This is a genomic window from Pseudomonas sp. SG20056 (assembly GCF_031764535.1).
GTDB lineage: Bacteria > Pseudomonadota > Gammaproteobacteria > Pseudomonadales > Pseudomonadaceae > Aquipseudomonas.
Genome location: NZ_CP134499.1, coordinates 4,031,803 through 4,056,165 on the forward strand (window position 1 = coordinate 4,031,803; position 24,363 = coordinate 4,056,165).

Here is a 24,363-nt window from a genome sequence, read left to right on the forward strand (position 1 = left end):
GCCTGAGGCGTTAAGCTTGCCGCCTCAACTGTGCCGCTGCAGCGATCAACCCATGCGCCTTTCTCGTTTCTTTATCGATGCCCACCTCTCACTCGGCCAGCACGAGCTGCCCGAAGCCCAGGCCCACTATATCGGCCGCGTGCTACGCCATGCCGTGGGCGATGCCGTGCAATTGTTCGATGGCAGCGGCCAGGAATACCGGGGCGAACTGATCGAAGTGGGCAAGAAAAGCGTACGCGTCGAATTGCGCGAAGCCTTTGCCGGCCAGGCCGAATCACCGTTGCATATTCATCTGGGCCAGGGCCTGTCGCGCGGCGAACGAATGGATTGGGCGATTCAGAAAGCCACCGAGTTGGGCGCCAATGAAATCAGCCTGATCGTCAGCGAGCGCTGCGAAGTGCGCCTCAAGGATGAGCGCGCCGACAAGCGCATAGCGCATTGGAGGCAGGTGGCGATCAGCGCCTGCGAGCAATGCGGCCGCTCGGTGCTGCCGATCATTCATCCGCCCATCAGCCTGAACGACTGGCTGGGGCAGGTAACCGCCGAGTTGAAGCTGGTGCTGCACCCCGTCGCCGAGCCTTGGGCCAGCCATCCGCAGCCTCAGTCGCTGGCCTTTCTGATCGGCCCGGAAGGCGGCCTGAGTGACAACGAAGTGAGTCAGGCAAAAACCCAGGGCTTTCATGCTGCCCGCCTCGGCCCACGGGTGCTGCGCACAGAGACCGCGCCGGTGGTGGCGTTAAGCGTGGCGCAGCAGTTGTGGGGCGATTTCTAAGCGCTACTTCAACACCATAAAAAAGCCCGCTGATGCGGGCTTTTGTTTTTCCTTCGGTCAGATCAATCCGGCATCCGCCAGCTTTTGCTCCAGACCGATCAAATCCGGGATCTTCAGTACGGCGTCGCCAAACTGCACCGCATCCAGCTCCAGCGGCGACAAGGTGACATCTGCGCGCACCAGCTCAGCGCCGACCTTGATCGAACGCGGGATGCCCTGCACCAGCACAGCAATAAACTTGACGTTCGGCCGGCCACCGAGGGCGTTGATCACTGCTACCCGCGAGCCAGGGCTGACACTGACCTGGCCATCCGATGCCGCTTCGAACGACAGCAGCGGCAGGCGCAGATCACGCCAGGCAATCTGCCCGAGGAACCAGCTGGGCATGCCTTCACTGACCTGCGGCGCGCGATAAGGGATCAGCTCGGCAACCGCCACGTTGGGCAGCAGCAGAGTACGGTCAGTCAACGGCATCAACAGACCGGTAAGGCTGTTGGCGCTGTTCTGCGTGGCGACGGCTTGGCTCATGGAAATTTCCTGTACAGGGCACAGCCCCGGATTATCGGCACTGCTCGGCCAGGTGATTGACCAGGGCTTCGGCCAGCTCACGCGGATCACCGCTGAAGCTGCTGTAGCCGCCTTCACGCAGGCTGTCCGGCATACTCGGGCTGGCGCAGCTGTCCGCACGCTGCGTCCAGATCACGCTGCCCTGGCGACGCACATAGGCGGCTGCGGCACTGCCGTCGCTGCCCATGCCACTGAAGGCGATTACACCGCTCAGCGCACCAAAATGCTGGGCCAGATTAAGCATCATCTGATCGATCGAAGGACTGTAGGGTTCAGGCCAGCCCCGCTCGGAAATCTGCATCTGACCGTCATCACTGAAACCCAGCTCATGGCTGATCGGCACCACAACCACTTCACCGCAACGCACCGCATCGCCATGCCGCGCCGGATTCACATGCCACTGGCTGTGGCGCCCCACCGCTTGCGGCAGCGCACTCTCGAAACTCGCATCGATATGCTGGGCATACACGAACCCCACCGGCAGACCACCCGGCAAAGCATCGAGAAAGGCTTTTACAGCAGCCGGGCCGCCCAGGGAGGCCGCCAGCAACCACACCTGCCGCGCCGGCTCGCCGGCTACCAGCGGGGTATCCGCCAGCGCGGCAGGCAGATCCAGTCGCGACGGACGCTGCGCTTCAGCCAGCAAAGCTTCCAAACTTGGGCCGACGGCTTGCGACGGGTCGCCCACCAACTTCTTCAATTTGCCGAACAGCCGACGCTCCCAGCGCGGGTAGTTCTCCGAATGACGTTCGGGCGCGTGACCTTCACCAAACAGCACCGGAGCCGAGGCGCTTTCCATCAGGCTGTCGACCAGCGGCAAGTCTTCCGACTGGGCGAGGTCAACCAACCACAGGTCAGTTTCGCAGGCGTTCAGGGTTTCCTGATCAAGACGCGCCGGGTCACTGTTCATCACCACCTGATAGCCGCTGCCGGTCAAAGCCTGCTGCAGCACATGGCGCTGCAGCGAGGTATCGGCAATCACCGCGATGCGGGCTGCAGTTTTCTCACTCATTGCGGTTTACCGGGTGGCGGCCCACCAGTTGCTGAATGGTTTCAAGCAACAAGGACTCCTGGTAAGGCTTACCAAGGTACTCGTTGACGCCAATGCTCATGGCCCGCTCACGGTGTTTTTCACCGGTACGCGAGGTGATCATGATGATCGGCAGGTCTTTCAGGCCTTCATCGTGGCGCACCAGGGTTGCCACTTCGAAGCCGTCCATGCGTGGCATTTCAATGTCCAGCAGCATGATGTCGGGCTTGCGCTCCTGCAGCTGCGAGATGGCATCGACACCGTCTTTGGCGGTCAGTACGTTCATGCCGTTTCGCTCGAGCAGACGGCTGGTGACCTTGCGCACGGTGACCGAATCGTCGACCACCATGACCAGCGTCGGCCGATCTGCTTCGATTTCTGCCGCCGTTGCCGACTGTTTGAGCAGACGCGGCGTCAGCTGGGTAAGCAAATGCGCATGCAGCACGCGGATAGTCGCCAGCAGGTCGAGAATCACCACGACGCGACCGTCACCTAGGATGGTTGCACCGGAAATCCCGTGAACGCCAGCGAACTGCGGGCCGAGGCTCTTCACCACGATCTCCCGCGAACCGGCCAGAGAGTCGACCTGCACGGCCACGGCGTGCTCTTTGGAGCGCACCAGAATCACCGGCAGCGGCAGGCTCTGGCCGACCAGCTTGGGCTGCTGACCATTGTTCAGCAGGTCGCCCAGGTAGCGCAGTTCATAACTCTGCCCGGCGTATTCGAAACGCGGCGCATCGGGGGCGTAATAGGCTTCCAGCTCGTAAGGCGACACCCGCACGATACCTTCGATGGTGTTCAGCGGAATGGCGTAGAGGTCTTCACCCGACAGCACCATCAGCGCGCGGTTGACCGACACGGTAAACGGCAGGCGAATGGTGAAGGTGGTGCCGGTGCCCGGAATCGACTCGATGCTCATCGAGCCACCGAGCTGCTTGACCTCGGAGTGGACCACGTCCATACCCACGCCACGCCCCGATATCTGCGTGACCTTCTCGGCGGTAGAGAACCCGGCCTCGAGGATAAACTGCAGCACTTCGTAGTCGGTCAGATCCGAGTCGGCGTCCATCAGACCGCGCTCGATAGCTTTCCGCTTGACCGCTTCCAGACGAATGCCACCGCCGTCATCGGCCAGGGTCAGGACGATGTCGCCACCCTCACGGCCCAGCGCCAGGCGAATGGTGCCCTGCTCCGGCTTGCCCGCAGCCCGACGCACGTCGGCGGCTTCGATGCCGTGGTCGACGGCGTTACGCAGCATGTGCTCCAGCGGCGCGACGATACGTTCGAGTACGGTACGGTCCATCTCGCCATCGGCGTTGCCAACAACAAACTCGACCTGCTTGCCCAACTCACCGGAAATCTGCCGCACGATACGGCGCAGACGCGGCACCAGACGGTCGAACGGCACCATGCGCGTGCGCATCAGGCCTTCCTGCAACTCGGAGTTGACCCGCGCCTGTTGCAGCAGCAGGGTTTCCGCATCGCGGTTACGCGCGGCGAGGGTTTCTTTCAGGTCGAGCAAGTCGGAAGCGGACTCGAACAGCGCGCGGGACAGCTGCTGCAGCTGCGAGTGACGGTCCATTTCCAGCGGGTCGAAATCTTCATAGCCGACACGCTCGGCTTCAGCCTGAATACGGCTGAGGATCTGCGCCTGGGTTTCGGTATCGAGGCGACGCAACTGATCGCGTACGCGGTCGATGGTGGCTTCCATCTCGCTCAGGGTGAAACCGAAGTCACTCACCTGCTGCTCAACCCGCCCGCGGAAAATCGAAGTTTCACCAGCCAGGTTGACCAGGCCTTCGAGCAACTCGGCAGGCACCTTGACCAGCTCCTGCGGCGCACGCCGCGAAGCAGCTTCCTGCGCAGCTTCTTCAGCACGACGGACGAACGGCAGCACTTTGGCCACCAACTCCTGCGCCGGCATGGCACTGGCTGCAACAATCGGGGTGCTCAGCTCCGGCAGGCGCGGAGTTTGCTCAGCCACTGGTGCAGGCGCTTGCTGGCTTGCCGTATCGGCCACTAGGCTGTCATTCAGACGCTGACGCAGCGCGTCCAGCTCCTGCTGTAAGCCTTCAAAGCCGGACTGCACATCGACAAACAGACTCTGCGGCCACGGCGCACCCTGAGCTTGCGCTTCGGTCAGGTGCTGTTCGAGACTGTGGGTCAGGTCGCCCAGGCGTTTCTGCCCAGCCAGACGCGCACCACCTTTGAGGGTATGCAGGATGCGCAGCATATCGTCGATGGCGGCGCCGTCTTCACGGTCAGCCTCCCAACGACCGATAGCGACTTCCATGGCTTCCAGCAGGTCATCACCTTCCTCAAGGAAGATGTCGAGGATGTCCGATTCGGCATCGTCGCCCTGCTGATCTTCGGCAGCCTTGAGGGCAACCGCAGACGGCATGCTCAGTTGCTCATCCGGGTTGGCACGGAAGCGCTTGATGGTTTCGATCAGCGCCTCGCCACTCGGTACGCCGCGCTTGCCGCGTACCGCTTCAAGCATCTCAGCCAGGCTGTCGTGACAGGCCTGAAGCAGGGTGAAGAGGTCCTCGCTGGCACGCAAACGCCCTTGGCCAAGACCTTCGTAGAGGAATTCCAGTTCGTGGGCCAGGTCACCGATTTCACGGATCTCAGCCATGCGTGCACCACCCTTGAGGGTGTGCAGATCACGCTGCAGCGACTCCAGCTCCAGGCTGTTGTTGACGTCACCCATCCAGCGTTGCAAAGCAGCACCGGCGCTGTCGATGATGTCGAAACCTTCTTCAAGGAAGATTTCCACCAGCTCAGGATCGCGCTCGTCATCAAATACAGCAGGCGCAGCAGCAACCGCTACCGGTTCGGGCTCGGGCTCGGGCTCGGGCTCGGGCTCGGGCTCGGGGGCAGCGTCGGGAAGTTCGGCAGACTCGACTTCGCTTTCAGCAGTAGCGTCGACCAATGGCAGCTCATCGAGCTCTACAGCAGGCAACTCGAACGCGTCGATCTCCGGCGTTTCGCTTACCAACGGTTCGCTATCCACCGGTTCCTGCGGTGCATCGGCCAGGATGCCAAAATCGATCTCTTCTTCAATCCCAGGCAGCTCAGCAGGCTCAGGCTCTGCCAGATCAAACGACTCGATCATCGGCAAGGCTTCGGCTTCGGCTTCGGCTTCGGCTTCGGCTTCGGCTTCGGCTTCGGCTTCGGCTTCGGCTTCGGCTTCGGCTTCGGCTTCGGCTTCGGCAACAGGCTCGGAGATGACCGGGCTCACTGGCAAGCTTTGCCCACCACTCTGGCGGAAGCTGCGAATGGCTTCGATCAGTTCCAGCGGCGAATGCATTGCCGCGCGCACCTGTAGCTGTTCCAGCAGTTGCGCCAGAGAGTCATGGCTCTGCTGCAGCAGATTCGCCAGTGGCTGCGAAAAGCTGTAGCGGCGGTCAACCAGACCTTCGTACAAGGATTCGAGTTCATGGGCGAGATCGCCAATCGGGCGAATCTCGGCCATGCGTGCACCACCCTTGAGGGTATGCAGATCACGTTGCAGCGAGGACAACGCGGCTTTGTTATCCGTGTCGGCCAACCAGCGTTCCAACGCCTGGCCGGCGCTCTCCAGAATATCGACCGCTTCTTCGAGGAAGATCGATACCATTTCTTCATCAAGCGATTCGTAAAGCGAAGCAGCCGGCGGTTCGGTCTGAGCTTCACTCACGGTCTCAGTAGGCGTAGGCAGTTCTTCAGCGTCAGGCGCGTCGAGCTCAAGCGGTTCGATCAGCTCATCTGGTTCAGCCAGGCCGAGCTCTTCCAGCGCAGCAGTGGCATCAGCCAGCTCAACAATGTCGATACCGCCGTCACCGTTGTTGGATAGCAACGCCAGGGTGTCTGGGTCCAGCGCTTCCATCAGCAAGTTGCGCAGGGCGGTCACGCGCTCAGGAGCGGCACTGACCTGCAGCCCAGCGGCAACCTGATCCATCATGCCAATCAGGGCTTCGTGGGCTTGTTCGGCTTCGCTGAAGAAGCGCTCGCTGACCGCCAAACGGCCTTCTTCAACCGCGCCATAGAGGTCGAGCAAGGCTTCGCAGAGTTCATCAATCTGCGGTAGCTCGGCCATCTCGGCGCCACGGCCAAGGGTGGTCAGCTCGTCCAGCAGGGAACTCAGTTCCTGACGCTCGGACGGGTGTTCGCGCCATTTGCGCAGCAGGTCCTCGGCATCCAGCAGGATATCCATGCCTTCGGCGAGGAAGATGCTGATCATCTGCGGATCGCGCTTCTCACCTTGATCACTCTGGCGGCTGTTTTCCGCATGTTCGAGACGATCACTGTGCAGCTTTTGTACGCGTTCAAGGAACTCGGCAGCACCCGGTAGAGCGGCCAGCGGCTGACTTTCCAGCTGTTCCAGCCCCAGCCGGAAGAGTTTTTCGGCGCTACTCAGCAGTTCGGCTTCGGCCAGATCCATCGGGATCAGGTTGGTTTTGAATTCCTTGACCAGTTTTTCCAGCGGCGAAGCGATCTCGGCTACTGGCTGAATACCGGCCATCGAGGCACTGCCCTTGAGGGTGTGCAAGGCACGCTGCAGGTCATCAGTGACCGGCTGCGGCAACTCCTGAGCACAATCAGCCAGGAAGCCAACCAAGGTGTCGAGGTGCATTTCAGCTTCGTTGCGGAAAATCTCCAGCAACTGCGGATCTAGCCCGTCTTCAACCTCTACAACTTCGCCGGTAGCAACTGGACTGCCCTCGGGCTCCGCTACCAGCTCAACCGGGGCTTGAGGTTTTGGGAGGCTTCGGCCTTTGGCCAAGGCGTGCGCCGTCGCGGCCAGGTGATCAACATCGTCACGCTGACGTTGCGCTTTATTGGCAAATTCATCGACCAGGGCCGGCATCAGCGCGACCACATCAGTGATCACCTGCTGAACCTCGGCACTGGGTTGAATACTGCGGTCGAGCACACGATTGAGCAGATTCTCAATCGACCAGCCCAGCTCACCAATCACCAAAGCGCGGACCATGCGCCCACTGCCCTTGAGGGTGTGGAAAGCCCGGCGGATTTCAGTCAGCGCATCCTTGTTGTCAGTGTCGGCGCACCACTGCGGGAAGTACTCGCCAATGGTTTCCAGTACCTCGCCCACTTCTTCGATAAAGACTTCCAGCAACTCTTCATCGATAGGCTCTTCATCAGCAGGGGGCGGCAGCAGGCTTGGCGGCACATCGTGGGCCGGCGGGTTAATCGCCTGCACCGGAGCGGCCATCACATCAGCCATCGACAAGGCTTTTTCGGCAACCGCCTGCTCGGGCTCTTCGTTCAGCGGGGCACTGGGCAGGTCGACCTCTGGTAACTCAAGGGCTGCCAGTTCGGCTTCATTCCAGTTGGCCGGGCTGTCACTTTCGTCGAGTTCAAAGCTGCCGAGCTGCAGCTCTTCGCCAGCAAACGGCTGTTCCTGCTGAGCTTCAGCGAGCGGCAGAGGCTCGGCGTCAGGCAGGTCGATACTAAAGTCAATCAGTTCAAGATCAGCCGACGGCGCTTCGCTAGCCCACGCAGCCTCACTGGATGGTGCTTCAATCGCTGTCGAGTCCAGATCGGCAAACTCGGCACTGAAATCGTCAGCCAGATCTAGCGGCAAAGGCTCTTCGACAAGCGACTCCAGGCTCGGCTCAATGTCGGCCGTTGCTTCCGGCTCGGCGCTGAGCACTTCCATATCGTCCAGTGGATCAGCCAGTGGCGCGAAGGACTCTGCTGGCGGCTCGACACGGTCGAGAATCGACGGTTTTTCTTTTAGCGGATAACCCAGGCTTTCCAGGCTTTCCTCTGCCACATCGAGAATCAGGTCGCCTTGGGTCGCATGGTCTTCAGCCAAGCGCTCAAGGTAGTACTCGACGCTGGTGATGGCGTCCGCCAGGGTGTCAAGGTTCTGCCAATTAGGCACGGCCTTGCGCGCCAGCAGCTGTTCCTGAATATAGCGATTGCAGGCATTGAGCAGGTCAGCAGCACGCTGCAGTGGGATCATTGCCAGACCGCCACGCACCTGAGTCAACAACTCGGGAACACGGGCCAGGTGCTCGTGGTTCCACTGCGAGGCAATAAATTCGATGATCGCGTCTTTGGCCTGTTCCAGACCGTTACGCGCCTCCTTGATCACCAACTGGTGAATCTGCGCCACGTCGGTGGTCGGCAGATGGCTTTCTTCGCGGCCACCATCCTGAGCGGGGCCGACCATGCCAGCCAGGGTGGCTTCGACGTACAGCAGAGCGCCGGCGACATCCATCAGCACCGCATCGCTCGGCTCGCCCTGGCCCTTGGCCAGACCGTTGACCACATCCAGCTGGTCGACAATAACTTTACGCGGCTGGCCAAAGCCGAGCACAGCAAGAGTGTCGGCAATCTGCTTGAGCGGCGCGGCCAGCGCATCCAGATCGGCGACCTGAGTACGGTCACTGCGCACGAACAGATCGAGGCTGTCCTTAACCCGCACCAGCTCTTCACACAGCGCGGCAACCACCGAACGCATGGCGTCGCGGTCCGGGCCCGCCAGGCGAGCCCGCTCTTCGTCGACAACATCGTTGTCCGGCAGTGCATCGTCGAGGCGATATTGCTCTTTGAGGTTGCGCACGCGCGGCGACTGCGCCGACGACTTGGCTACATAGAACAGCAGGTTCTTGCTCAGTTCGTCGGGAGCGGCCTGGTTAAGGCCATCAGCGCCTTGTTCGAGCAGGCGCTTGAGCTCCTTGTCGACCTGACGCAACAGAGTACGAATCGAGGTGCCATTGGCCACGCTGCCATTGGCCAAACCCTCGACCACGCCCGAGGCGATCTGCCACAGCGGGCCGAGCGGTGAATCCTTGCAGAGGTTTTCCAGACGCGCGAACACCCGCGCCATATAGCCCAGATTGGTTGGCAGGTCCTGATTACGGATTACCCCGACCAGGGCCATTTGCAGCATTTGCCGCAATTTACGCAACAACACCGGCAGTTCGGCGGTGCGCAGCTGATCGATGGTTTCATTAGGCAGCGCTGGCGTGCGACCGGACATATCCGGGGCAAACAGACTGGTTTCCGAGAGCAGTTTTTCCCCACGCGCAGCGCGCAGGTCGTTGAGCAGAGGCAGCACGACCATTGGCAGGTCGCGGCGAGCAGTCTGGATACGGTCGAGGTAAACCGGCAGTTGCAGAATCGACTGCATCAGCACTTCCAGGGCTTCACCCTGGTTGGTCACGCGGCCGTCGATCAGGGCACCAGCCAACTGCTCCATTTCCTCAGCCAGCAGCGCCGCGCCGAAAAACTCGACCATCTGCAAGGTGCCAAGCACCTGATGCACATAGGTCTGGCAGAAACGCATGCGCGTAGCGTCCTGGGGGTTCTCGACGAACGCCTCCAGCGCCTGACGCGCCTGCTTCAGGGTTTCCGCGATCTCGCCCTTAACCCATTCCAGGGCGACATAATCGTGCCGATCACCCATAGCCACTCCACTCATATACTTGGCTCTTCTGCCTTATCAAGCTGCTGAAAAACTACCTGCGTTGCCATTGCTGCGTTAAAAGCAGGCTCGAACTGCTCATTTACAACTCGTAAACTCCGCGTTCTCGCCGGCTTTTGCCTTGCACTGGCTGCCTCGCTTACGTTTTTCAACAGCCTGTTATCCCTTGCGGGTAAACGCCAGCACTCGCTCGTCGGCTACCGGGATCAACTCCGGATGCTGCCAACCTGCTACTTCGCCCACTCCCACCACCAGCAGCCCTCCAGGCACCAGGCGCTCGGCCAGGCGATTGAGGATCTCGCGGCGACGCCAGCGACGAAAATAGATCAACAAGTTCTGACAAAAAATAACGTCCATACCGGACATCGGCGCCTTGGCCAGCTCCAGCACATTGAGCCGGGCGCAACATACGCGCGCGGCCAGATTCGGCACCACCTTGAAACGTCCATCGTCCTGGGCCAGGAAGTAACGCTGGCACAGATCGTCATCCAACTGCTCCAGACGGCGCGCGCCGTACTGGCCATCACGCGCCTTGCTCAAGGCGTTCAGGCTGATGTCGGTGCCTGTTACCCCGAAATGATCCGGGTGTTCACTTTCACGCAACACTTCAGCCGCACTGATGGCCAGCGAATAAGGCTCTTCACCACTGGCACATCCCACGCTCCACAGCTCCCATGGCTGCGTCATGCCCTGCTGCAAACGCTCACGCAAGTAGCTTTCGAGCACTTCAAAGGACGGGCGATGACGAAAGAAACGGGTTTCCTGCACAGTCAGCCGATCCAGCAGGGTCGACCACTCCACCGCACCGCGGGGACCATCGGTTACCTGCCGGTAGTACGTGGCGTAATCCATCACGCCCAGCTCGCGCATGCGCGCACTCAGATTGGTTTGCAGAAACGCCCGTCGCCGTTCATTGAGAACGACCCCGGTGCGCTCCTCGAGCAGCGTCTGCCAGTCACGAAACTCCGTGGCTGTCATATCTGCCAGAGGCTGCAAGGCCCAGACGCCTGACTGCATGTCGTGCCCCTCGCTCACGGCCATAGCCCTTGTGCGACAGGCTTTTCAGCCTGCCGCGAAGCACCTGATTAAGCCTGTTCCCCACCCGGCAAGGTAAAGCCGGATACCGACTTACGCATCTCACTGGCCATCTTGGCCAGGTTACCAATGCTCTTGGCGGTGGCAGTGGTACCGGAGGAAGTTTGCGAGGTGATTTCCTGGATCACGTTCATCGTGTTGGAAATATGGCCCGCCGACGATGCCTGCTGGCGAGCAGCGTTGGAGATGTTCTGAATCAAAGCCGCGAGGGTCTTGGATACCTTCTCGATCTCTTCCAGTGCAACCCCGGCGTCCTGTGCCAGACGAGCACCGCGCACCACTTCGGAAGTCGTTTGTTCCATCGAGATAACGGCTTCGTTGGTGTCGGTCTGAATCGTCTTAACCAGCGCTTCGATCTGCTTGGTTGCAGCAGAGGAACGTTCTGCGAGGCGTTGTACTTCGTCCGCTACCACGGCGAAGCCTCGACCCGCGTCACCCGCCATAGAGGCCTGGATCGCGGCGTTCAGTGCGAGGATGTTGGTCTGGTCAGCAATGTCGTTAATCAGGCTAACGATGTCGCCGATCTCCTGGGACGATTCACCGAGGCGTTTAATACGCTTCGAGGTGTCCTGGATCTGCTCACGGATGTTATCCATGCCGGTGATGGTGTTGTGCACCACTTCGTTACCTTTGTTGGCGATGGCTACGGAACGTTCCGCTACCGCGGAGGACTCCGAGGCGTTCGCCGATACCTGGTCAATCGACACGGCCATTTCGTTGATCGCCGCAGAAGCACCGGCAATTTCCTGGGCCTGGTGCTCGGAAGCTTCAGCCAGGTGCATCGCTGTGGCCTGGGTTTCCTGGGCGGCACCGGCTACCTGAACGGCGGTCAGGTTGATCGTTGCTACCAGGTCACGCAGCTGGTCGATGGAGTAGTTGATGGAGTCAGCGATGGCACCGGTGAAGTCTTCGGTTACCGTCGCGGCTACGGTCAAGTCACCGTCTGCGAGGTCGGCGATTTCGTCGAGCAGTCGCAGAATAGCTGCCTGGTTACGTTCGTTCTTCTCAGCGGTGGATGCCAGACGACGGTTGGTTTCACGCACCATCACCAGACCGATCAGGATGATTGAACCCAGCGCCAGAGCACCAAGCACATAACCGATCAGGGTGTTGATGGCACGGCCAGTGGCCAGGTCATCAAAGCCGACGGCCAGGTCGGATGCCTTGTCCAACAGGGTCTGCGAGACAGTGAAGATCACGTTGGCCGACTCGCGCACCTGGAACAGTTCAGGCGAGGTTTCGAGAATCTCGTCCACCGAACCGGATACGAATTCGAACAGTTCAGAAATTTCCGCCAGACGCTCGAGGGCTTCCTCGTCGCTTACCTGAGTGATTTCCATAGCGGCGTTGCCTTCAAGCATCGCACTCAGTACACGACCGAAGAGGCTGGCATCGCGACCGAACATGTCAGCGGCCTGCACCGAGTCCTGGTCACCGGCCAGTACCTTGTTTACCGAACCCAGAATACGTTCTGCCAGCAAAGATTGACGCTGAGCTACCGAAACCTGAGCCGCCGGCGCACCACTTTCCAGCAGGATGTCGACTACTTCTTCGTACTCGACCTGCAACTGCGGAATGGTTTCTGCCAGGGTGGCAGCTACCTGGTGCAGCGACAATACGGTCTGTTCGTTGGCCAGGATGGCGTCGGTGTTCTGCCGCAGCGTATCCCAGTCCTGCTGTACTACAGCAATCTGTGGCTGCAAGGACTCCGGCGCTGCGGGCAGCCCGGTCTCCTCGTTACCGTCGGTCAGATAACCCCAGCGAGTCTGGAAGTCGTTACGCGCATCGCGCAGCAAGGCGAACGCTTCCGCCGTACCGGCCGCCGCTTCCGTAGAGTTTTTCGCGATACGCTGGGACAGTACGCGCAGCTCACCGGCGTGACCGATGTACTCCGTGTCGTAGTTGGATTGGGTGTTGATGTAGGCGAAGTTGGCGAACAACAGCACGATCGAGACGATCAGGACAATAAACAGCCCTGCGATCAATGTGCTACTGCGCGCACCTGCTAACAAATTACCTGCATTTAGTTTTTTCATTTACTGGCCCCCGCCTGGACCGACCGCACTACGGTTCCCATGTAACGCCAAAAGGCCGACAAAGCCGACCCCACCGATAAACTGTTAATACGCCACGTCGAGAAAACCCGGGTTCTGGGCCAGCGCGTGTGGGCTGAACACCAACCAGGGCTGTTCACGTTGAAATACTCCGTGGATAAAAGGTGCTATGGACGCCTCGAGCGGCGGCAGCTGCTCGGAGAAGGTATCCACAGGAAAGTGCTGCATGCCGAATACTTCATCGACCGTGAGGCCGGCAAAGACTTCCTGGTGGTCAACCACCAGCACTCGGCGTTTTTTGCGCAGTGGCGACAGCTCATTGCCGAAGAACCCACACAGGTCCATCACTGGCAGTAGGCGACCACGCACGTTGGCCACGCCCTTGACCCAGTTTTTCACGCCAGGCAACAGGGTATGGCGCGGCTCATGCAGCACCTCGCCAACTTCACCCATGGGCGCGACAAAAAAACGCTCGCCCATGCGAAAACCGATGCCGCTCCAGGTCTGCACCACCGCTTGCTGCGAAGGCAAGCCAGCAGCCAGCGAACGACAAAGCCTGTCGATATCCTGAAGGGTTTGAAAAGGTGTTTGCGCGTCCGACATGCCAGCTGCGGCCTTATTCTTTTTTAATTGCGGACTGACCCGGTCTTAGCCGGCCAATACCGCATTCAAGGTTTTAACCAGGGTTTCTTCATCAACCGGCTTGGTCAGGTAATCCTTCGCACCCTGGCGCTTGCCCCAGACCTTGTCGGTTTCCTGATCCTTGGTGGTGACGATAATCACCGGGATGTGACTGGTGTCCGCATCCTTGGTCAACTGGCGGGTCGCCTGGAAGCCATTGAGGCCCGGCATGACGATATCCATCAGCACGGCGTCGGGTTTTTCCTGGCGCGCCAGAGCAACGCCGTCGGCACCATTTTCCGCCTTGAGTACCTGATGGCCGTGCTTTTCCAGCATGGCGGTCAGTTTGTACATTTCAGTCGGCGAGTCATCAACAATCAGAATTCGAGCCATGGTGTTTCCCAATACTTTAAAAAGGCGCCCAGCTGTTCAGCCAGGCGTCAGGACGCTTGTTCCACCGGTACAAAGTCAGGCACATGGGCTTTAATCGCACCGAGCAGCTCTTCTTTACTGAAGGGTTTGGTCAGGTATTGATCGGAACCGACAATGCGACCCTTAGCTTTATCGAACAGACCGTCTTTGGAAGACAGCATGATCACCGGAGTGGATTTGAAAGCGCTGTTGTTCTTGATCAAGGCACAGGTCTGATAGCCATCGAGCCGCGGCATCATAATGTCGACAAAGATGATGTTCGGATGGGTATCGGCGATCTTTGCCAAAGCATCGAAGCCGTCAACTGCAGTAATTACCTCGCAGCCCACCTTTTTCAGCAGGGTTTCCGCGGTACGACGAATCGTTTTCGAATCGTCGATCACCATCACCCTCAAACCCTCGGAATGCTGTTCCATGTTTGCCCTACCATCGCCTCGGTGAGTCGTTATTTTTGCGTTATATCAGTGCGCCTGAGGCCCTGTCACCGACGGGCTACAACCCAATCGTCGGGCCTTTTTAGCACACTCTCCAGATGCAATCTATAAGCCGCGCGGGGCCAAGTTTTTTCCTTGACCACCCGACTTGTCAGCGCCACCCTGACGCCACATCACGTCTTAGCACACTTTAATCGCTGCCATTTTACGGAGAACACCGCCATGAGCGTCCGCCTCGGCATTGTCATGGACCCCATCGCCCAGATTGCCTTCAAGAAGGACAGCTCGCTGGCCATGTTGCTGGCCGCCCAAGCGCGCGGCTGGACCCTCTTCTATATGGAGCAGAAAGATCTTTACCAGGCCAAGGGCGAAGCACGCGCTCGACTGTCAGAGCTTAGCGTATACAACGACCCACAGCGCTGGTTCGAACTGGGTAACGAGCACGATATCGCGCTAAGCGAGCTGGACGTGATCCTGATGCGCAAGGATCCGCCCTTCGATAACGAGTTTGTCTACTCCACCTACCTGCTGGAACAAGCCGAGCAAGCGGGCGTTCTGGTGGTCAACCGCCCGCAAAGTCTGCGCGACTGCAATGAAAAGTACTTTGCCACCCAGTTCAGCCAATACACTCCGCCGACCGTGGTCAGCCGTAGGGCCGACATTCTGCGCGAGTTTGCCAAAGAGCAGCGTGACATCATTCTCAAACCCCTCGATGGAATGGGCGGTTCGATGATATTTCGCCACCGCGAAGGCGACCCCAACCTTTCCGTGATTCTCGAGACCCTGACCAACCACGGCCAGCAGCAGATCATGGCCCAAGGTTACCTGCCAGCAATCAAGGATGGTGACAAGCGCATCCTGATGATCGACGGCGAACCAGTGCCTTATTGCCTGGCGCGCATTCCCGCGGCCGGCGAAACCCGCGGCAACCTTGCCGCCGGTGGACGCGGCGAAGCCAGACCGCTGACCGAGCGCGACCGTGAAATCGCCGCCGCCGTCGGCCCGACCCTGCGCGAGAAAGGCCTGCTGTTTGTCGGTCTGGACGTGATCGGCGAGCACCTGACCGAGATCAACGTGACCAGCCCGACCTGCATCCGCGAGATCGACGCCGCCTTCGATACGCGTATCGGTGAGCAGTTGATGGACAAGATTGCCGAGAAGCTCAATGCGCGCAGTGCTTCATAGACTTTTCCATGCGCCCTCGGCAGACTGCGCGGCAACCTGAGCAGACCCGAAACGCGATGAACGCAGCAGCCCAACTCCCTGAACTTTCCAGCGCCGGCGTACAGCCGGCGGACCGCCTGGGCTTTACTCTGTTCCTCGCTGCCGTACTGCATGCCGCGCTGATCCTCGGCCTGGGCTTTACCTTGGCCGAGCCGAGCCAGATCAGCAAAACCCTGGAAATCACCCTATCCACCTTCAAGAGTGAAGAAAAGCCCAAAGAGGCCGATTTTCTCGCCCAGGACAACCAGCAAGGCAGCGGCACCCTGGAACACAAGGCCGCACCGAAAACCACCGAGCAGGCACTGTTTCAGGACAGCGAAGTCAAGCGCATCACCCCACCGGCCTCGCCGCAACAGCCAGCAGTACGCCAACAAGCACCAAAAGCGGCCGTCGCCACCCGCGCGCCTCAACAACAGAAAACCCCAGTCAAACGCGAAGAAGCCAAGCCCACGCCGCAAACCCGACCAGCACCGGTGTTCGACAGCGCCCAGTTGTCGTCGGAGATCGCCAGCCTGGAAGCCGAACTGGCTCAGGAAGTTCAGCAATACGCCAAGCGGCCGAAAATCCACCGCCTCAACGCCGCCTCGACCATGCGCGACAAAGGAGCCTGGTACAAGGATGAATGGCGCAAGAAGGTTGAGCGGGTCGGTAATCTAAATTACCCCGATGAAGCACGCCGCCAGGGCATTTATGGCAGCCTGCGTCTGCTGGTGTCGATCAACCGCGACGGCACCCTGTACGAAGTGCAGGTGCTGGAATCCTCCGGCCAGCGCCTGCTCGACCAGGCCGCCCTGCGCATCGTGCGCCTGGCCGCGCCGTTCGCCCCATTTACCGGCGACCTGGCCGATGTCGACCGCCTGGAAATCATCCGCACCTGGCGTTTCGAGCGCGGCGACCGCCTGTCGAGCAACTGAATCTGCGCGCACTGCTTGAGGCTTGTCGCTCGAAGCTCCAAACTAACGCCCATGAAAGACGCCAGCCCCAGCTACCTCAAGCATCACTTCCTGATCGCCATGCCACACATGGCCGATCCGCATTTCGCACAAACCGTTACCTACCTGATTGATCACAACGAACACGGCGCCATGGGCCTGGTAATCAACAAGCCCAACGGTCTCAACCTGGCTGATGTGCTGGAACAACTGCGCCCGGATGACGAACCGCCCGTGCTCTGCCAAAGCCTGCCAATCTTTACCGGCGGCCCGGTGCAGACCGATCGCGGCTTTGTCCTGCACCCCAGCGGCCCACAGTTTCAGGCCACCCTGGAGCTGGGCGAACTGGGTCTGTCGACCTCACAGGACGTGCTATTCGCCATCGCCGACGGCACAGGCCCAGAGAAATACCTGATCACCCTCGGCTATGCCGGTTGGGAAGCCGGGCAGCTGGAAGCCGAGCTGGCCGACAACGCCTGGCTGACCTGCCCGGCTGACCACGCGATCCTCTTCGACCTGCCGTTCGACCAGCGCCTGAACGCTGCAGCTGCACGCCTGGGCGTCAATCTCAGCCTGCTCACTTCGCAAGCCGGGCACGCCTGATGGCCGAGGCAAAACCACTACGCCTGCTGCTGGGCTTCGATTACGGCAGCAAACAGATCGGCGTCGCGGTCGGCCAGGTGATCACCGGCCAGGCCCGCGAGCTGTGCATCCTCAAGGCGCAGAACGGCGTGCCGGACTGGCAGAAAGTTGAAGCGCTGATCAAAGAATGGCAGCCGGATGCCATCGTCGTTGGTCTGCCACTGAACATGGATGGCACAAAAAGCGAGATGAGCGAGCGCGCGGAAAAATTCGCCCGCCGCCTTAACGGCCGCTTCAACCTGCCGGTACACACCCACGACGAACGCCTGACCACTTTTGAGGCCAAGGGCCAGCGTCTGCGCGAAGGACAAAGTGGCGGCTACCGCGAGCGCCCGGTCGATGCCATTGCTGCGGCGCTGCTGCTGCAAGGCTGGCTCGAAGAAAATTGCCTGGGCTAAGCCCGCACCAAGGAGTTTTGCCATGCATTTGCCCACACCCGCCGACCTGCTGCCGCAAATGGCCGCTGCGCTCAACCAGCACCTGAACAGCCGACAGATCAGCGAGCCGCGCTTTATCGGCATCCGCACCGGCGGTGTCTGGGTCGCCCAGGCGCTGCTGGAAGCCTTGGGCCGCGACGACGCACTGGGCATTCTCGATGTGTCCTTCTACCGTGACGACTTCACCCAGAACGGTCTGCACCCGCAGGTGCAACCGTCCGAGCTGCCATTCGAAATCGAAGGCCAGCACCTGGTGCTGATCGATGACGTACTGATGAGCGGCCGTACCATCCGCGCCGCGCTCAATGAACTGTTCGATTACGGCCGCCCGGCCAGCGTGACTCTGGTCAGCCTGCTCGACCTGAACGCCCGCGAGCTGCCGATCCGCCCGGACGTGGTCGGTGCCACCCTGTCGCTAGCCGCGGATCAGCGGGTAAAATTGTCCGGTCCCACGCCGCTGACCCTCGAACTCCAGACGCTTGCCCACTGAGACTCGCCAGATGACGACCATAGCCGCCAAGCGCCCGCTGCAGCTGAATGACCAAGGCCAACTGCGCCACTTCCTGTCCCTCGACGGCCTGCCGCGCGAGCTGCTGACGGAAATCCTCGACACCGCCGACTCCTTCCTCGAAGTCGGCGCCCGTGCGGTGAAGAAAGTCCCGCTGCTGCGCGGCAAGACTGTGTGCAACGTGTTCTTCGAGAACTCCACACGCACCCGCACCACCTTCGAACTGGCCGCCCAGCGCCTGTCCGCGGACGTGATCAGCCTGAACGTGTCGACCAGCTCGACCAGCAAGGGCGAAACGCTGTTCGACACCCTGCGCAACCTCGAAGCCATGGCCGCCGACATCTTCGTAGTGCGCCATGCTGATTCCGGCGCTGCACACTTTATCGCCGAGCACGTGTGCCCCAACCTGGCGATCATCAACGGCGGCGACGGCCGTCACGCCCACCCGACTCAGGGCATGCTCGACATGCTGACCATCCGCCGGCACAAGGGCAGCTTCGAGAACCTCTCGGTAGCCATCGTCGGCGACATCCTGCATTCGCGGGTAGCCCGCTCGAATATGCTTGCGCTGAAAACCCTGGGCTGCCCGGACATTCGCGTAATCGCGCCGAAAACCCTGCTGCCGGTCGGCATCGAGCAATACGGCGTGACCGTCTACAGCGACATGACCGCCGGCCTCAAGGACGTCGACGTGGTGATCATGCTGCGCCTGCAGCGCGAGCGCATGACCGGCGGCCTGCTGCCCAGCGAAGGCGAGTTCTATCGCCTGTTCGGCCTCACCGAAGAACGCCTCAAACTGGCCAAGCCGGATGCCCTGGTGATGCACCCAGGCCCGATCAACCGCGGCGTGGAGATTGAGTCGGCAGTGGCCGACGGCCCGCAGTCGGTGATTCTCAACCAGGTCACCTACGGTATCGCCATCCGCATGGCGGTGCTGTCCATGGCCATGAGCGGGCAGACCGCGCAGCGCCAACTCAATCAAGATGCCGAGGAGCAGAACTGATGCGTATCCGTATCCTCGGAGCCCGCGTGATCGACCCCAGCAGCGGCTTCGATCAGCAGACTGATCTGTACATCGAAGGCGGCAAAGTTGTCGCCATCGGCCAGGCACCCGCCAGCTTCGTCGCCGAGCAGAGCATCGAGGCCCAGGGCCTGGTTGCCGCGCCTGGCCTGGTCGACCTTAACGTCGCCCTGCGCGAACCGGGCTATAGCCGCAAAGGCAGCATCGCCACGGAAACCCTGGCCGCAGCCGCAGGTGGCGTGACCAGCCTCTGCTGCCCGCCGTTTACCAAACCGGTGCTGGATACTCCGGCCGTGGCCGAGCTGATCCTCGATCGCGCCCGCGAAGCCGGGCATACCAAGGTGTTCCCGATTGGTGCGTTGAGCAAAGGCCTGGAAGGCGAGCAGCTGGCCGAACTGGTTGCCCTGCGTGACGCCGGTTGCGTGGCCTTCGGCAATGGCCTGGACAGCTTCCGCAATAACCGCACCCTGCGCCGCGCCCTGGAATATGCAGCGACCTTCGACCTGACGGTGATCTTCCATTCCCAAGATCACGACCTCGCCGAAGGCGGCCTGGCGCACGAAGGCGCCACCGCCAGCTTCCTCGGCCTGCCGGGCATTCCGGAAAGCGCCGAGACGGTGGCTTTGGCTCGCGACCTGCTGCTGGTCGAGCAGACCGGCGTGCGCGCGCACTTCAGCCAGCTGACCAGCGCGCGCGGTGCCCAGCTGATCGCCGACGCCCAGGCCCGTGGCCTGCCGGTCACCGCCGACGTAGCGTTGTATCAACTGATCCTCACCGATGAGGCACTTGGCGACTTCTCCAGCCTGTACCACGTGCAACCGCCGCTGCGCACCGCTGCCGACCGTGACGGTCTGCGCGCGGCGGTAAAGAGCGGGGTAATCTCGGCGATTGCCAGCCACCATCAGCCGCACGAGCGTGACGCCAAACTGGCCCCCTTCGGAGCCACAGAGCCCGGTATCAGCAGCGTACAACTGTTACTGCCTCTGGCCATGAGCCTGGTGCAGGATGGCCTGCTAGACCTGCCCACCCTGCTCGCTCGCCTAAGCAGTGGTCCGGCGCAAGCGCTGCGCCTGCCGGCTGGCAACCTGAGCGTGGGTGCAGCCGCCGACTTGCTGCTGTTTGATCCTCAAGCATCGACCCTGGCTGGCGAGACCTGGTATTCGAAAGGTGCCAACTGTCCCTTTATCGGCCACTGCCTGCCGGGCGCCGTGCGTTACACCTTGGTAGACGGGCATATCAGCTACAAAGCCTGATTCATCGCCGCATAAAAATCGCCGGGAACGATGTTTGACGTCGCGCAGCGAGGGCCCGCAGGGTGATCGCCATGGATGGCAGAGCATAAAAAAGCCCGCCAATAGGCGGGCTTTTTTATGCCTGAACCTTAACCGCGCTCAGCGTTCTTGATCGACACCTGGGTATTCAGTGTCCAGAAGTCATACAGCACCCCGAGCAAGAACAGACCACCGGTAAACAGGTAGATGATCCCGGTGATCCACTTGCCCTGGTACATGCGGTGCACACCGAAAATGCCGAGGAAGGTCAGCAGAATCCAGGCAACGTTGTAGTCGGTGTCACCAGCGGTAAAACGCAGATCGGCCTCGCGATCCATCGCTGGGATCAGAAACAGGTCGACGATCCAGCCAATAAACAGCAGACCGAAGGTGAAAAACCAGATGGTGCCGGTCACCGGCTTGCCGTAATAGAAACGGTGCGCGCCGAGAAAACCGAAAATCCACAGCAGATAACCGATAAGTTTGCTGTGCGTGTCCTGTCGCTGCATGGGTGTGCCTCCTGATGGCTGGTAACGCTTTGACGCCACACTCTACGCAAGGTTCGCCGCTGGGGAAATCCGCCATGCTCCCGTCATATCAACGCTTGATGCCAGCCGTCGATTGCTAAATACTGTATGCATAAACAGTTAAGCAGGCAGCATCATGCAGCTGATCGAAAAACTCACCGTCCTCGCCGACGCCGCCAAGTACGACGCCTCCTGCGCCAGCAGCGGCGCGCCAAACCGCAGCTCCAAGGGCAAGAGCGGCATCGGCTCGACCAACGGCATGGGCATTTGCCACAGCTTTACCCCGGACGGTCGCTGCGTAGCCTTGCTGAAAATCCTGCTGACCAATTTCTGCCTGTATGACTGCCAGTACTGCGTCAACCGCCGCTCCAGCGATGTACCGCGCGCGCGTTTCACCCCCGAAGAAGTGGTCACCCTGACCCTGGATTTTTACAAGCGCAATTGCATCAGCGGGCTGTTTCTTAGCTCGGGAATCATTCGCTCAGCCGACTACACCATGGAGCAGCTGGTCCGTGTCGCCAAGCTGCTACGTGAAGAGCATGAATTCCGTGGCTATATCCACCTCAAGACCATTCCCGACGCCGACCCGCTACTGATCGCCGAAGCCGGCCGTTATGCCGATCGCCTCAGTGTGAATATCGAACTGCCCACCGAAAGCAGCCTGATCCGCCTGGCCCCGGAAAAGCAGGTGCGCACCATCAAGCAGGCCATGCACTCGATCCATCAGGGTGAGAGCGAGGCCCGCGCAGAAATACGTGCGCCGCGCTTCGCTCCTGCCGGCCAGAGCACGCAGATGATCATTGGCGCCGATGCCACCGACGACAGCACCATTTTGCACACCGCCGCCTCGCTCTACGGCAACTACCGCCTGCGTCGGGTGTATTACTCGGCGTTCAGCCCGATCCCGCAAAGCCCGAATACCGTGCCCTTTGAAGCGCCACCCTTGCTACGCGAGCACCGCCTGTATCAAGCCGACTTCCTGCTGCGCGGCTACGGATTCGAGGTGGGTGAGTTGCTCAGCGGCCCTGGCAACCTGGCGCTGGATATCGACCCGAAACTGGCCTGGGCGCTGAACAACCGTGAGCACTTCCCCGTCGACCTCAATCGCGCCGAACCGGCAATGATCGCCCGCGTGCCGGGTATCGGCGTGCTCAGTGCCAAGCGCCTGGTCGCCCTGCGCCGACAGAAACGCATTCGTTTCGACGACCTGACACGCCTGCGCTGCGCGCTGGAAAAGGCCAAGCCTTTTATCGTCACCCAGGACTATCGCCCACTGCAGGCCAGCCGCGAATCCCTGCTGCTGCGCCAGCAACTCAGCGAAACGCCGGCACAGATGGCGCTGTGGTAATGCACAGCGCGCCATTCGACGGCAGCTTTGCCGGCTGGCGAGAAGTCGCCAGAAGCCTGATACAACAGGGCGTGCCACCGCATCAGATTACCTGGCTGACGGACGACGACAGTGGTGGGCTGTTCGACCACGCACCAGCACCCAACAACGCACCACCCGTGACACCGCCACTGCGTATCCCCAAACAGCTGCTAGAACTGCTGCAAAGCGCTGCACGCTTTCGCGTCGAGGATCGCTGGAGCCTGCTCTATCGGATTCTCTGGCGAGTCGCTCAAGGCGACCGCGCCGCCATGCTGCCGGGAGACATCGATGGCAGCCAGCTGCATAAACGGCTAAAAGCGGTGCGCCGCGAAGCCCACCACCTGCATGCCTTTCTGCGTTTTCACCCGCGCCCCGAAGACGCCGAAGGCCCACAGCTGGTGGCCTGGCACGAACCGGCCCATGACATCCTCGCCAGTGCCAGCGGGCATTTTGCCGAACGCCTGGGGCGAACCACCTGGTTGATTGCCACACCGGATGACGGCGTGTATTGGGATGGCCAGCGCCTGCATTACCAGCGCCCCTGCCCGAGTGAGTGGCAACGCATGGCGCAAACGCCCGAGGATACGGGGGAAGCCTTGTGGCTGGCGTATTACGGCAGCACGTTCAACCCTGCGCGGCTCAACCGCAGCGCACTGGAAACCAGCATGCCGGTGCGCTTCTGGAGAAACCTCCCGGAAGGCCCGCTGATCCCGCAACTGATGAGCCAGGCCCGCGCCGGCGCGCAACGCGATGGCCAAGCGGAAGCGGTGTCGCGCCAGGGCGGCAAACGCATTCGCCGCACCAGCGCGCCACAGCCAGCAGTCAGCGGAAGCGCCGACCCGGATCTTCTTCGCTGACTTCCAGCGACAAGCCCTGGGCCATGCTGCTCAGGTGATCGCCATCGGTTTCCGAGCCGAGCTTGATCATCAGGCGCAGATCGTTGGCCGAATCGGCGTACAGCAGCGCATCTTCGTAGGTGATCTCACCCTGGCTGTAGAGGTTGTACAGCGCCTGATCGAAGGTCTGCATGCCCTGCTCGGTGGAGCGTTTCATCAGCGCCTTGAGTTCGTGCACCTCACCCTTGCGGATCAGATCGGCGGCCAGCGGGGTGTTGATCAATACCTCAATCACCGCACGGCGGCCTTTGCCATCCGGGGTCGGGATCAGTTGCTGGGCGACGATGGCCTTGAGGTTGAGCGACAGGTCCATCCACACCTGGTTCTGCCGGTCAGAGGGGAAGAAGTTGATGATGCGATCCAGCGCCTGGTTGGCGTTGTTGGCGTGCAGTGTGGCCAGGCACAGGTGACCGGTTTCGGCGAAGGCCACGGCATGATCCATGGTCTCGCGGGTACGCACCTCACCAATCAGAATCACGTCCGGCGCCTGGCGCAGGGTGTTCTTCAGCGCCACCTCGAAAGACTCGGTATCGATGCCCACTTCACGCTGGGTAACGATACAGCTCTGGTGCTGGTGGATGTATTCGATCGGGTCTTCGATGGAAATGATGTGGCCGCTGCTGTTCTTGTTGCGGTAGCCGATCATCGCCGCCAGGGAAGTCGACTTACCGGTACCAGTCGCACCGACAAACAACACCAGACCGCGCTTGGTCAGCGCCAGTTTCTTGAGAATTTCCGGCAGTTTCAGCTCGTCCAGCGTCGGAATATTGGTCTCGATACGACGCAGCACCATACCGGCCAGGTTGCGCTGGTAGAAGGCACTGACGCGGAAACGGCCAACACCACGGGCGCTGATGGCGAAGTTGCATTCGTGGTTCTCGGCAAAGTCGCGGCGCTGCTGCTCGTTCATCACCGAATGCACGGTTTCACGGGTCTGCTCAGGCGACATGGGCGTTTTGGTGATCGGCATGATCTTGCCGTTGACCTTCATCGACGGCGGTACGCCAGCGGTAATAAACAGGTCGGAGCCGCCCTTTTCCACCATCAGGCGCAGCAGTTTTTCGAATTCCATCGTTGTTCGCCCATGTGCATC

20 protein-coding genes are annotated in these 24,363 nt (G+C 60.8%); 10 read left to right on the forward strand and 10 right to left on the reverse strand.

Annotated features, from left to right (window positions below):
- The first annotated feature begins 52 nt into the window (after positions 1–52).
- The gene (locus RHP75_RS19070; protein ID WP_311089581.1) at positions 53–772 is read left to right on the forward strand and encodes a 16S rRNA (uracil(1498)-N(3))-methyltransferase; all 720 of its coding nucleotides are present in this window, start codon (positions 53–55) and stop codon (positions 770–772) included.
- Positions 773–829: 57 nt separating this feature from the next.
- Here RHP75_RS19070 and RHP75_RS19075 read toward each other — a convergent pair whose 3' ends face one another.
- The 8 genes from RHP75_RS19075 to pilG form a co-directional block, all read right to left on the reverse strand.
- Entirely contained in the window at positions 830–1,300 is a 471-nt protein-coding gene (locus RHP75_RS19075) for a chemotaxis protein CheW (RefSeq protein ID WP_311089582.1), read from the reverse strand.
- Between the two features lie 31 nt (positions 1,301–1,331).
- A complete protein-coding gene (locus RHP75_RS19080) occupies positions 1,332–2,351 on the reverse strand; it encodes a chemotaxis protein CheB (RefSeq protein ID WP_311089583.1) in 1,020 nt (339 codons plus the stop codon).
- A complete protein-coding gene (locus RHP75_RS19085; RefSeq protein ID WP_311091997.1) occupies positions 2,344–9,789 on the reverse strand; it encodes an Hpt domain-containing protein in 7,446 nt (2,481 codons plus the stop codon). Before RHP75_RS19085 ends, RHP75_RS19080 begins: the two co-directional genes overlap by 8 nt.
- Positions 9,790–9,966: 177 nt before the next feature.
- Positions 9,967–10,824, reverse strand: coding sequence for a protein-glutamate O-methyltransferase (locus RHP75_RS19090; protein WP_311089584.1), 858 nt, complete (start codon positions 10,822–10,824; stop codon positions 9,967–9,969).
- A gap of 68 nt (positions 10,825–10,892) precedes the next feature.
- A complete protein-coding gene (locus tag RHP75_RS19095; protein ID WP_311089585.1) occupies positions 10,893–12,938 on the reverse strand; it encodes a methyl-accepting chemotaxis protein in 2,046 nt (681 codons plus the stop codon).
- Between the two features lie 84 nt (positions 12,939–13,022).
- Entirely contained in the window at positions 13,023–13,559 is a 537-nt protein-coding gene (locus RHP75_RS19100; protein ID WP_269379756.1) for a chemotaxis protein CheW, read from the reverse strand.
- Positions 13,560–13,604: 45 nt separating this feature from the next.
- Positions 13,605–13,970, reverse strand: coding sequence for a twitching motility response regulator PilH (pilH, locus tag RHP75_RS19105; RefSeq protein ID WP_108485952.1), 366 nt, complete (start codon positions 13,968–13,970; stop codon positions 13,605–13,607).
- A gap of 47 nt (positions 13,971–14,017) precedes the next feature.
- Complete coding sequence (pilG, locus tag RHP75_RS19110; RefSeq protein ID WP_160012893.1) at positions 14,018–14,425, reverse strand: twitching motility response regulator PilG; 408 nt, start codon at positions 14,423–14,425, stop codon at positions 14,018–14,020.
- A 240-nt stretch (positions 14,426–14,665) separates the two neighbouring features.
- On the opposite strand from pilG, the gene gshB reads away from it, so the two are divergent.
- The 7 genes from gshB to RHP75_RS19145 are packed head-to-tail and all read left to right on the forward strand — an operon-like array spanning position 14,666 to position 20,460.
- The gene (gene gshB, locus RHP75_RS19115; protein WP_311089586.1) at positions 14,666–15,628 is read left to right on the forward strand and encodes a glutathione synthase; all 963 of its coding nucleotides are present in this window, start codon (positions 14,666–14,668) and stop codon (positions 15,626–15,628) included.
- A gap of 56 nt (positions 15,629–15,684) precedes the next feature.
- On the forward strand, positions 15,685–16,581 hold the full coding sequence (locus tag RHP75_RS19120) for an energy transducer TonB (RefSeq protein ID WP_311089587.1): 897 nt from the start codon (positions 15,685–15,687) through the stop codon (positions 16,579–16,581).
- 51 nt (positions 16,582–16,632) lie between these two features.
- Positions 16,633–17,202 carry a YqgE/AlgH family protein gene (locus RHP75_RS19125; protein ID WP_311089588.1) on the forward strand — a complete coding sequence of 190 codons (570 nt, stop codon included), beginning with the start codon at positions 16,633–16,635 and terminating at the stop codon, positions 17,200–17,202.
- Positions 17,202–17,639 (forward strand): Holliday junction resolvase RuvX, encoded by a 438-nt coding sequence (gene ruvX / locus RHP75_RS19130; RefSeq protein WP_233683404.1) that lies wholly within the window; start codon positions 17,202–17,204, stop codon positions 17,637–17,639. Before RHP75_RS19125 ends, ruvX begins: the two co-directional genes overlap by 1 nt.
- Before the next feature lie 22 nt (positions 17,640–17,661).
- Positions 17,662–18,168: a bifunctional pyr operon transcriptional regulator/uracil phosphoribosyltransferase PyrR gene (pyrR, locus tag RHP75_RS19135; RefSeq protein WP_311089589.1), complete on the forward strand. Its 507-nt coding sequence runs from the start codon at positions 17,662–17,664 to the stop codon at positions 18,166–18,168.
- 10 nt (positions 18,169–18,178) lie between these two features.
- Complete coding sequence (locus tag RHP75_RS19140) at positions 18,179–19,189, forward strand: aspartate carbamoyltransferase catalytic subunit (protein WP_311089590.1); 1,011 nt, start codon at positions 18,179–18,181, stop codon at positions 19,187–19,189.
- A complete protein-coding gene (locus tag RHP75_RS19145; protein ID WP_311089591.1) occupies positions 19,189–20,460 on the forward strand; it encodes a dihydroorotase in 1,272 nt (423 codons plus the stop codon). The genes RHP75_RS19140 and RHP75_RS19145 overlap by 1 nt, the downstream gene beginning before the upstream one ends.
- A 128-nt stretch (positions 20,461–20,588) precedes the next feature.
- Here RHP75_RS19145 and RHP75_RS19150 read toward each other — a convergent pair whose 3' ends face one another.
- A complete protein-coding gene (locus RHP75_RS19150) occupies positions 20,589–20,987 on the reverse strand; it encodes a TM2 domain-containing protein (RefSeq protein ID WP_311089592.1) in 399 nt (132 codons plus the stop codon).
- A gap of 154 nt (positions 20,988–21,141) precedes the next feature.
- Between RHP75_RS19150 and RHP75_RS19155 the strand changes: the two genes are divergently transcribed.
- Together RHP75_RS19155 and RHP75_RS19160 are read left to right on the forward strand one after the other, a co-directional pair.
- The gene (locus tag RHP75_RS19155; RefSeq protein ID WP_311089593.1) at positions 21,142–22,353 is read left to right on the forward strand and encodes a putative DNA modification/repair radical SAM protein; all 1,212 of its coding nucleotides are present in this window, start codon (positions 21,142–21,144) and stop codon (positions 22,351–22,353) included.
- Complete coding sequence (locus RHP75_RS19160; RefSeq protein ID WP_311089594.1) at positions 22,353–23,231, forward strand: TIGR03915 family putative DNA repair protein; 879 nt, start codon at positions 22,353–22,355, stop codon at positions 23,229–23,231. Before RHP75_RS19155 ends, RHP75_RS19160 begins: the two co-directional genes overlap by 1 nt.
- Here the strand turns inward: RHP75_RS19160 and RHP75_RS19165 are convergent.
- Positions 23,197–24,342, reverse strand: a complete 1,146-nt coding sequence (locus tag RHP75_RS19165) for a PilT/PilU family type 4a pilus ATPase (RefSeq protein ID WP_311089595.1) — start codon at positions 24,340–24,342, stop codon at positions 23,197–23,199. The genes RHP75_RS19160 and RHP75_RS19165 overlap by 35 nt on opposite strands.
- Between the last annotated feature and the right edge of the window lie 21 nt (positions 24,343–24,363).

Bases quoted from the DNA above. Each gene is read 5' to 3' on its own strand.
- RHP75_RS19070 (WP_311089581.1), top strand. From the start codon at position 53: ATGCGCCTTTCTCGTTTCTTTATCGATGCCCACCTCTCACTCGGCCAG.
- RHP75_RS19075 (WP_311089582.1), bottom strand. From the start codon at position 1,300: ATGAGCCAAGCCGTCGCCACGCAGAACAGCGCCAACAGCCTTACCGGT.
- RHP75_RS19080 (WP_311089583.1), bottom strand. From the start codon at position 2,351: ATGAGTGAGAAAACTGCAGCCCGCATCGCGGTGATTGCCGATACCTCG.
- RHP75_RS19085 (WP_311091997.1), bottom strand. From the start codon at position 9,789: ATGGGTGATCGGCACGATTATGTCGCCCTGGAATGGGTTAAGGGCGAG.
- RHP75_RS19090 (WP_311089584.1), bottom strand. From the start codon at position 10,824: ATGCAGTCAGGCGTCTGGGCCTTGCAGCCTCTGGCAGATATGACAGCC.
- RHP75_RS19095 (WP_311089585.1), bottom strand. From the start codon at position 12,938: ATGAAAAAACTAAATGCAGGTAATTTGTTAGCAGGTGCGCGCAGTAGC.
- RHP75_RS19100 (WP_269379756.1), bottom strand. From the start codon at position 13,559: ATGTCGGACGCGCAAACACCTTTTCAAACCCTTCAGGATATCGACAGG.
- pilH (WP_108485952.1), bottom strand. From the start codon at position 13,970: ATGGCTCGAATTCTGATTGTTGATGACTCGCCGACTGAAATGTACAAA.
- pilG (WP_160012893.1), bottom strand. From the start codon at position 14,425: ATGGAACAGCATTCCGAGGGTTTGAGGGTGATGGTGATCGACGATTCG.
- gshB (WP_311089586.1), top strand. From the start codon at position 14,666: ATGAGCGTCCGCCTCGGCATTGTCATGGACCCCATCGCCCAGATTGCC.
- RHP75_RS19120 (WP_311089587.1), top strand. From the start codon at position 15,685: ATGAACGCAGCAGCCCAACTCCCTGAACTTTCCAGCGCCGGCGTACAG.
- RHP75_RS19125 (WP_311089588.1), top strand. From the start codon at position 16,633: ATGAAAGACGCCAGCCCCAGCTACCTCAAGCATCACTTCCTGATCGCC.
- ruvX (WP_233683404.1), top strand. From the start codon at position 17,202: ATGGCCGAGGCAAAACCACTACGCCTGCTGCTGGGCTTCGATTACGGC.
- pyrR (WP_311089589.1), top strand. From the start codon at position 17,662: ATGCATTTGCCCACACCCGCCGACCTGCTGCCGCAAATGGCCGCTGCG.
- RHP75_RS19140 (WP_311089590.1), top strand. From the start codon at position 18,179: ATGACGACCATAGCCGCCAAGCGCCCGCTGCAGCTGAATGACCAAGGC.
- RHP75_RS19145 (WP_311089591.1), top strand. From the start codon at position 19,189: ATGCGTATCCGTATCCTCGGAGCCCGCGTGATCGACCCCAGCAGCGGC.
- RHP75_RS19150 (WP_311089592.1), bottom strand. From the start codon at position 20,987: ATGCAGCGACAGGACACGCACAGCAAACTTATCGGTTATCTGCTGTGG.
- RHP75_RS19155 (WP_311089593.1), top strand. From the start codon at position 21,142: ATGCAGCTGATCGAAAAACTCACCGTCCTCGCCGACGCCGCCAAGTAC.
- RHP75_RS19160 (WP_311089594.1), top strand. From the start codon at position 22,353: ATGCACAGCGCGCCATTCGACGGCAGCTTTGCCGGCTGGCGAGAAGTC.
- RHP75_RS19165 (WP_311089595.1), bottom strand. From the start codon at position 24,342: ATGGAATTCGAAAAACTGCTGCGCCTGATGGTGGAAAAGGGCGGCTCC.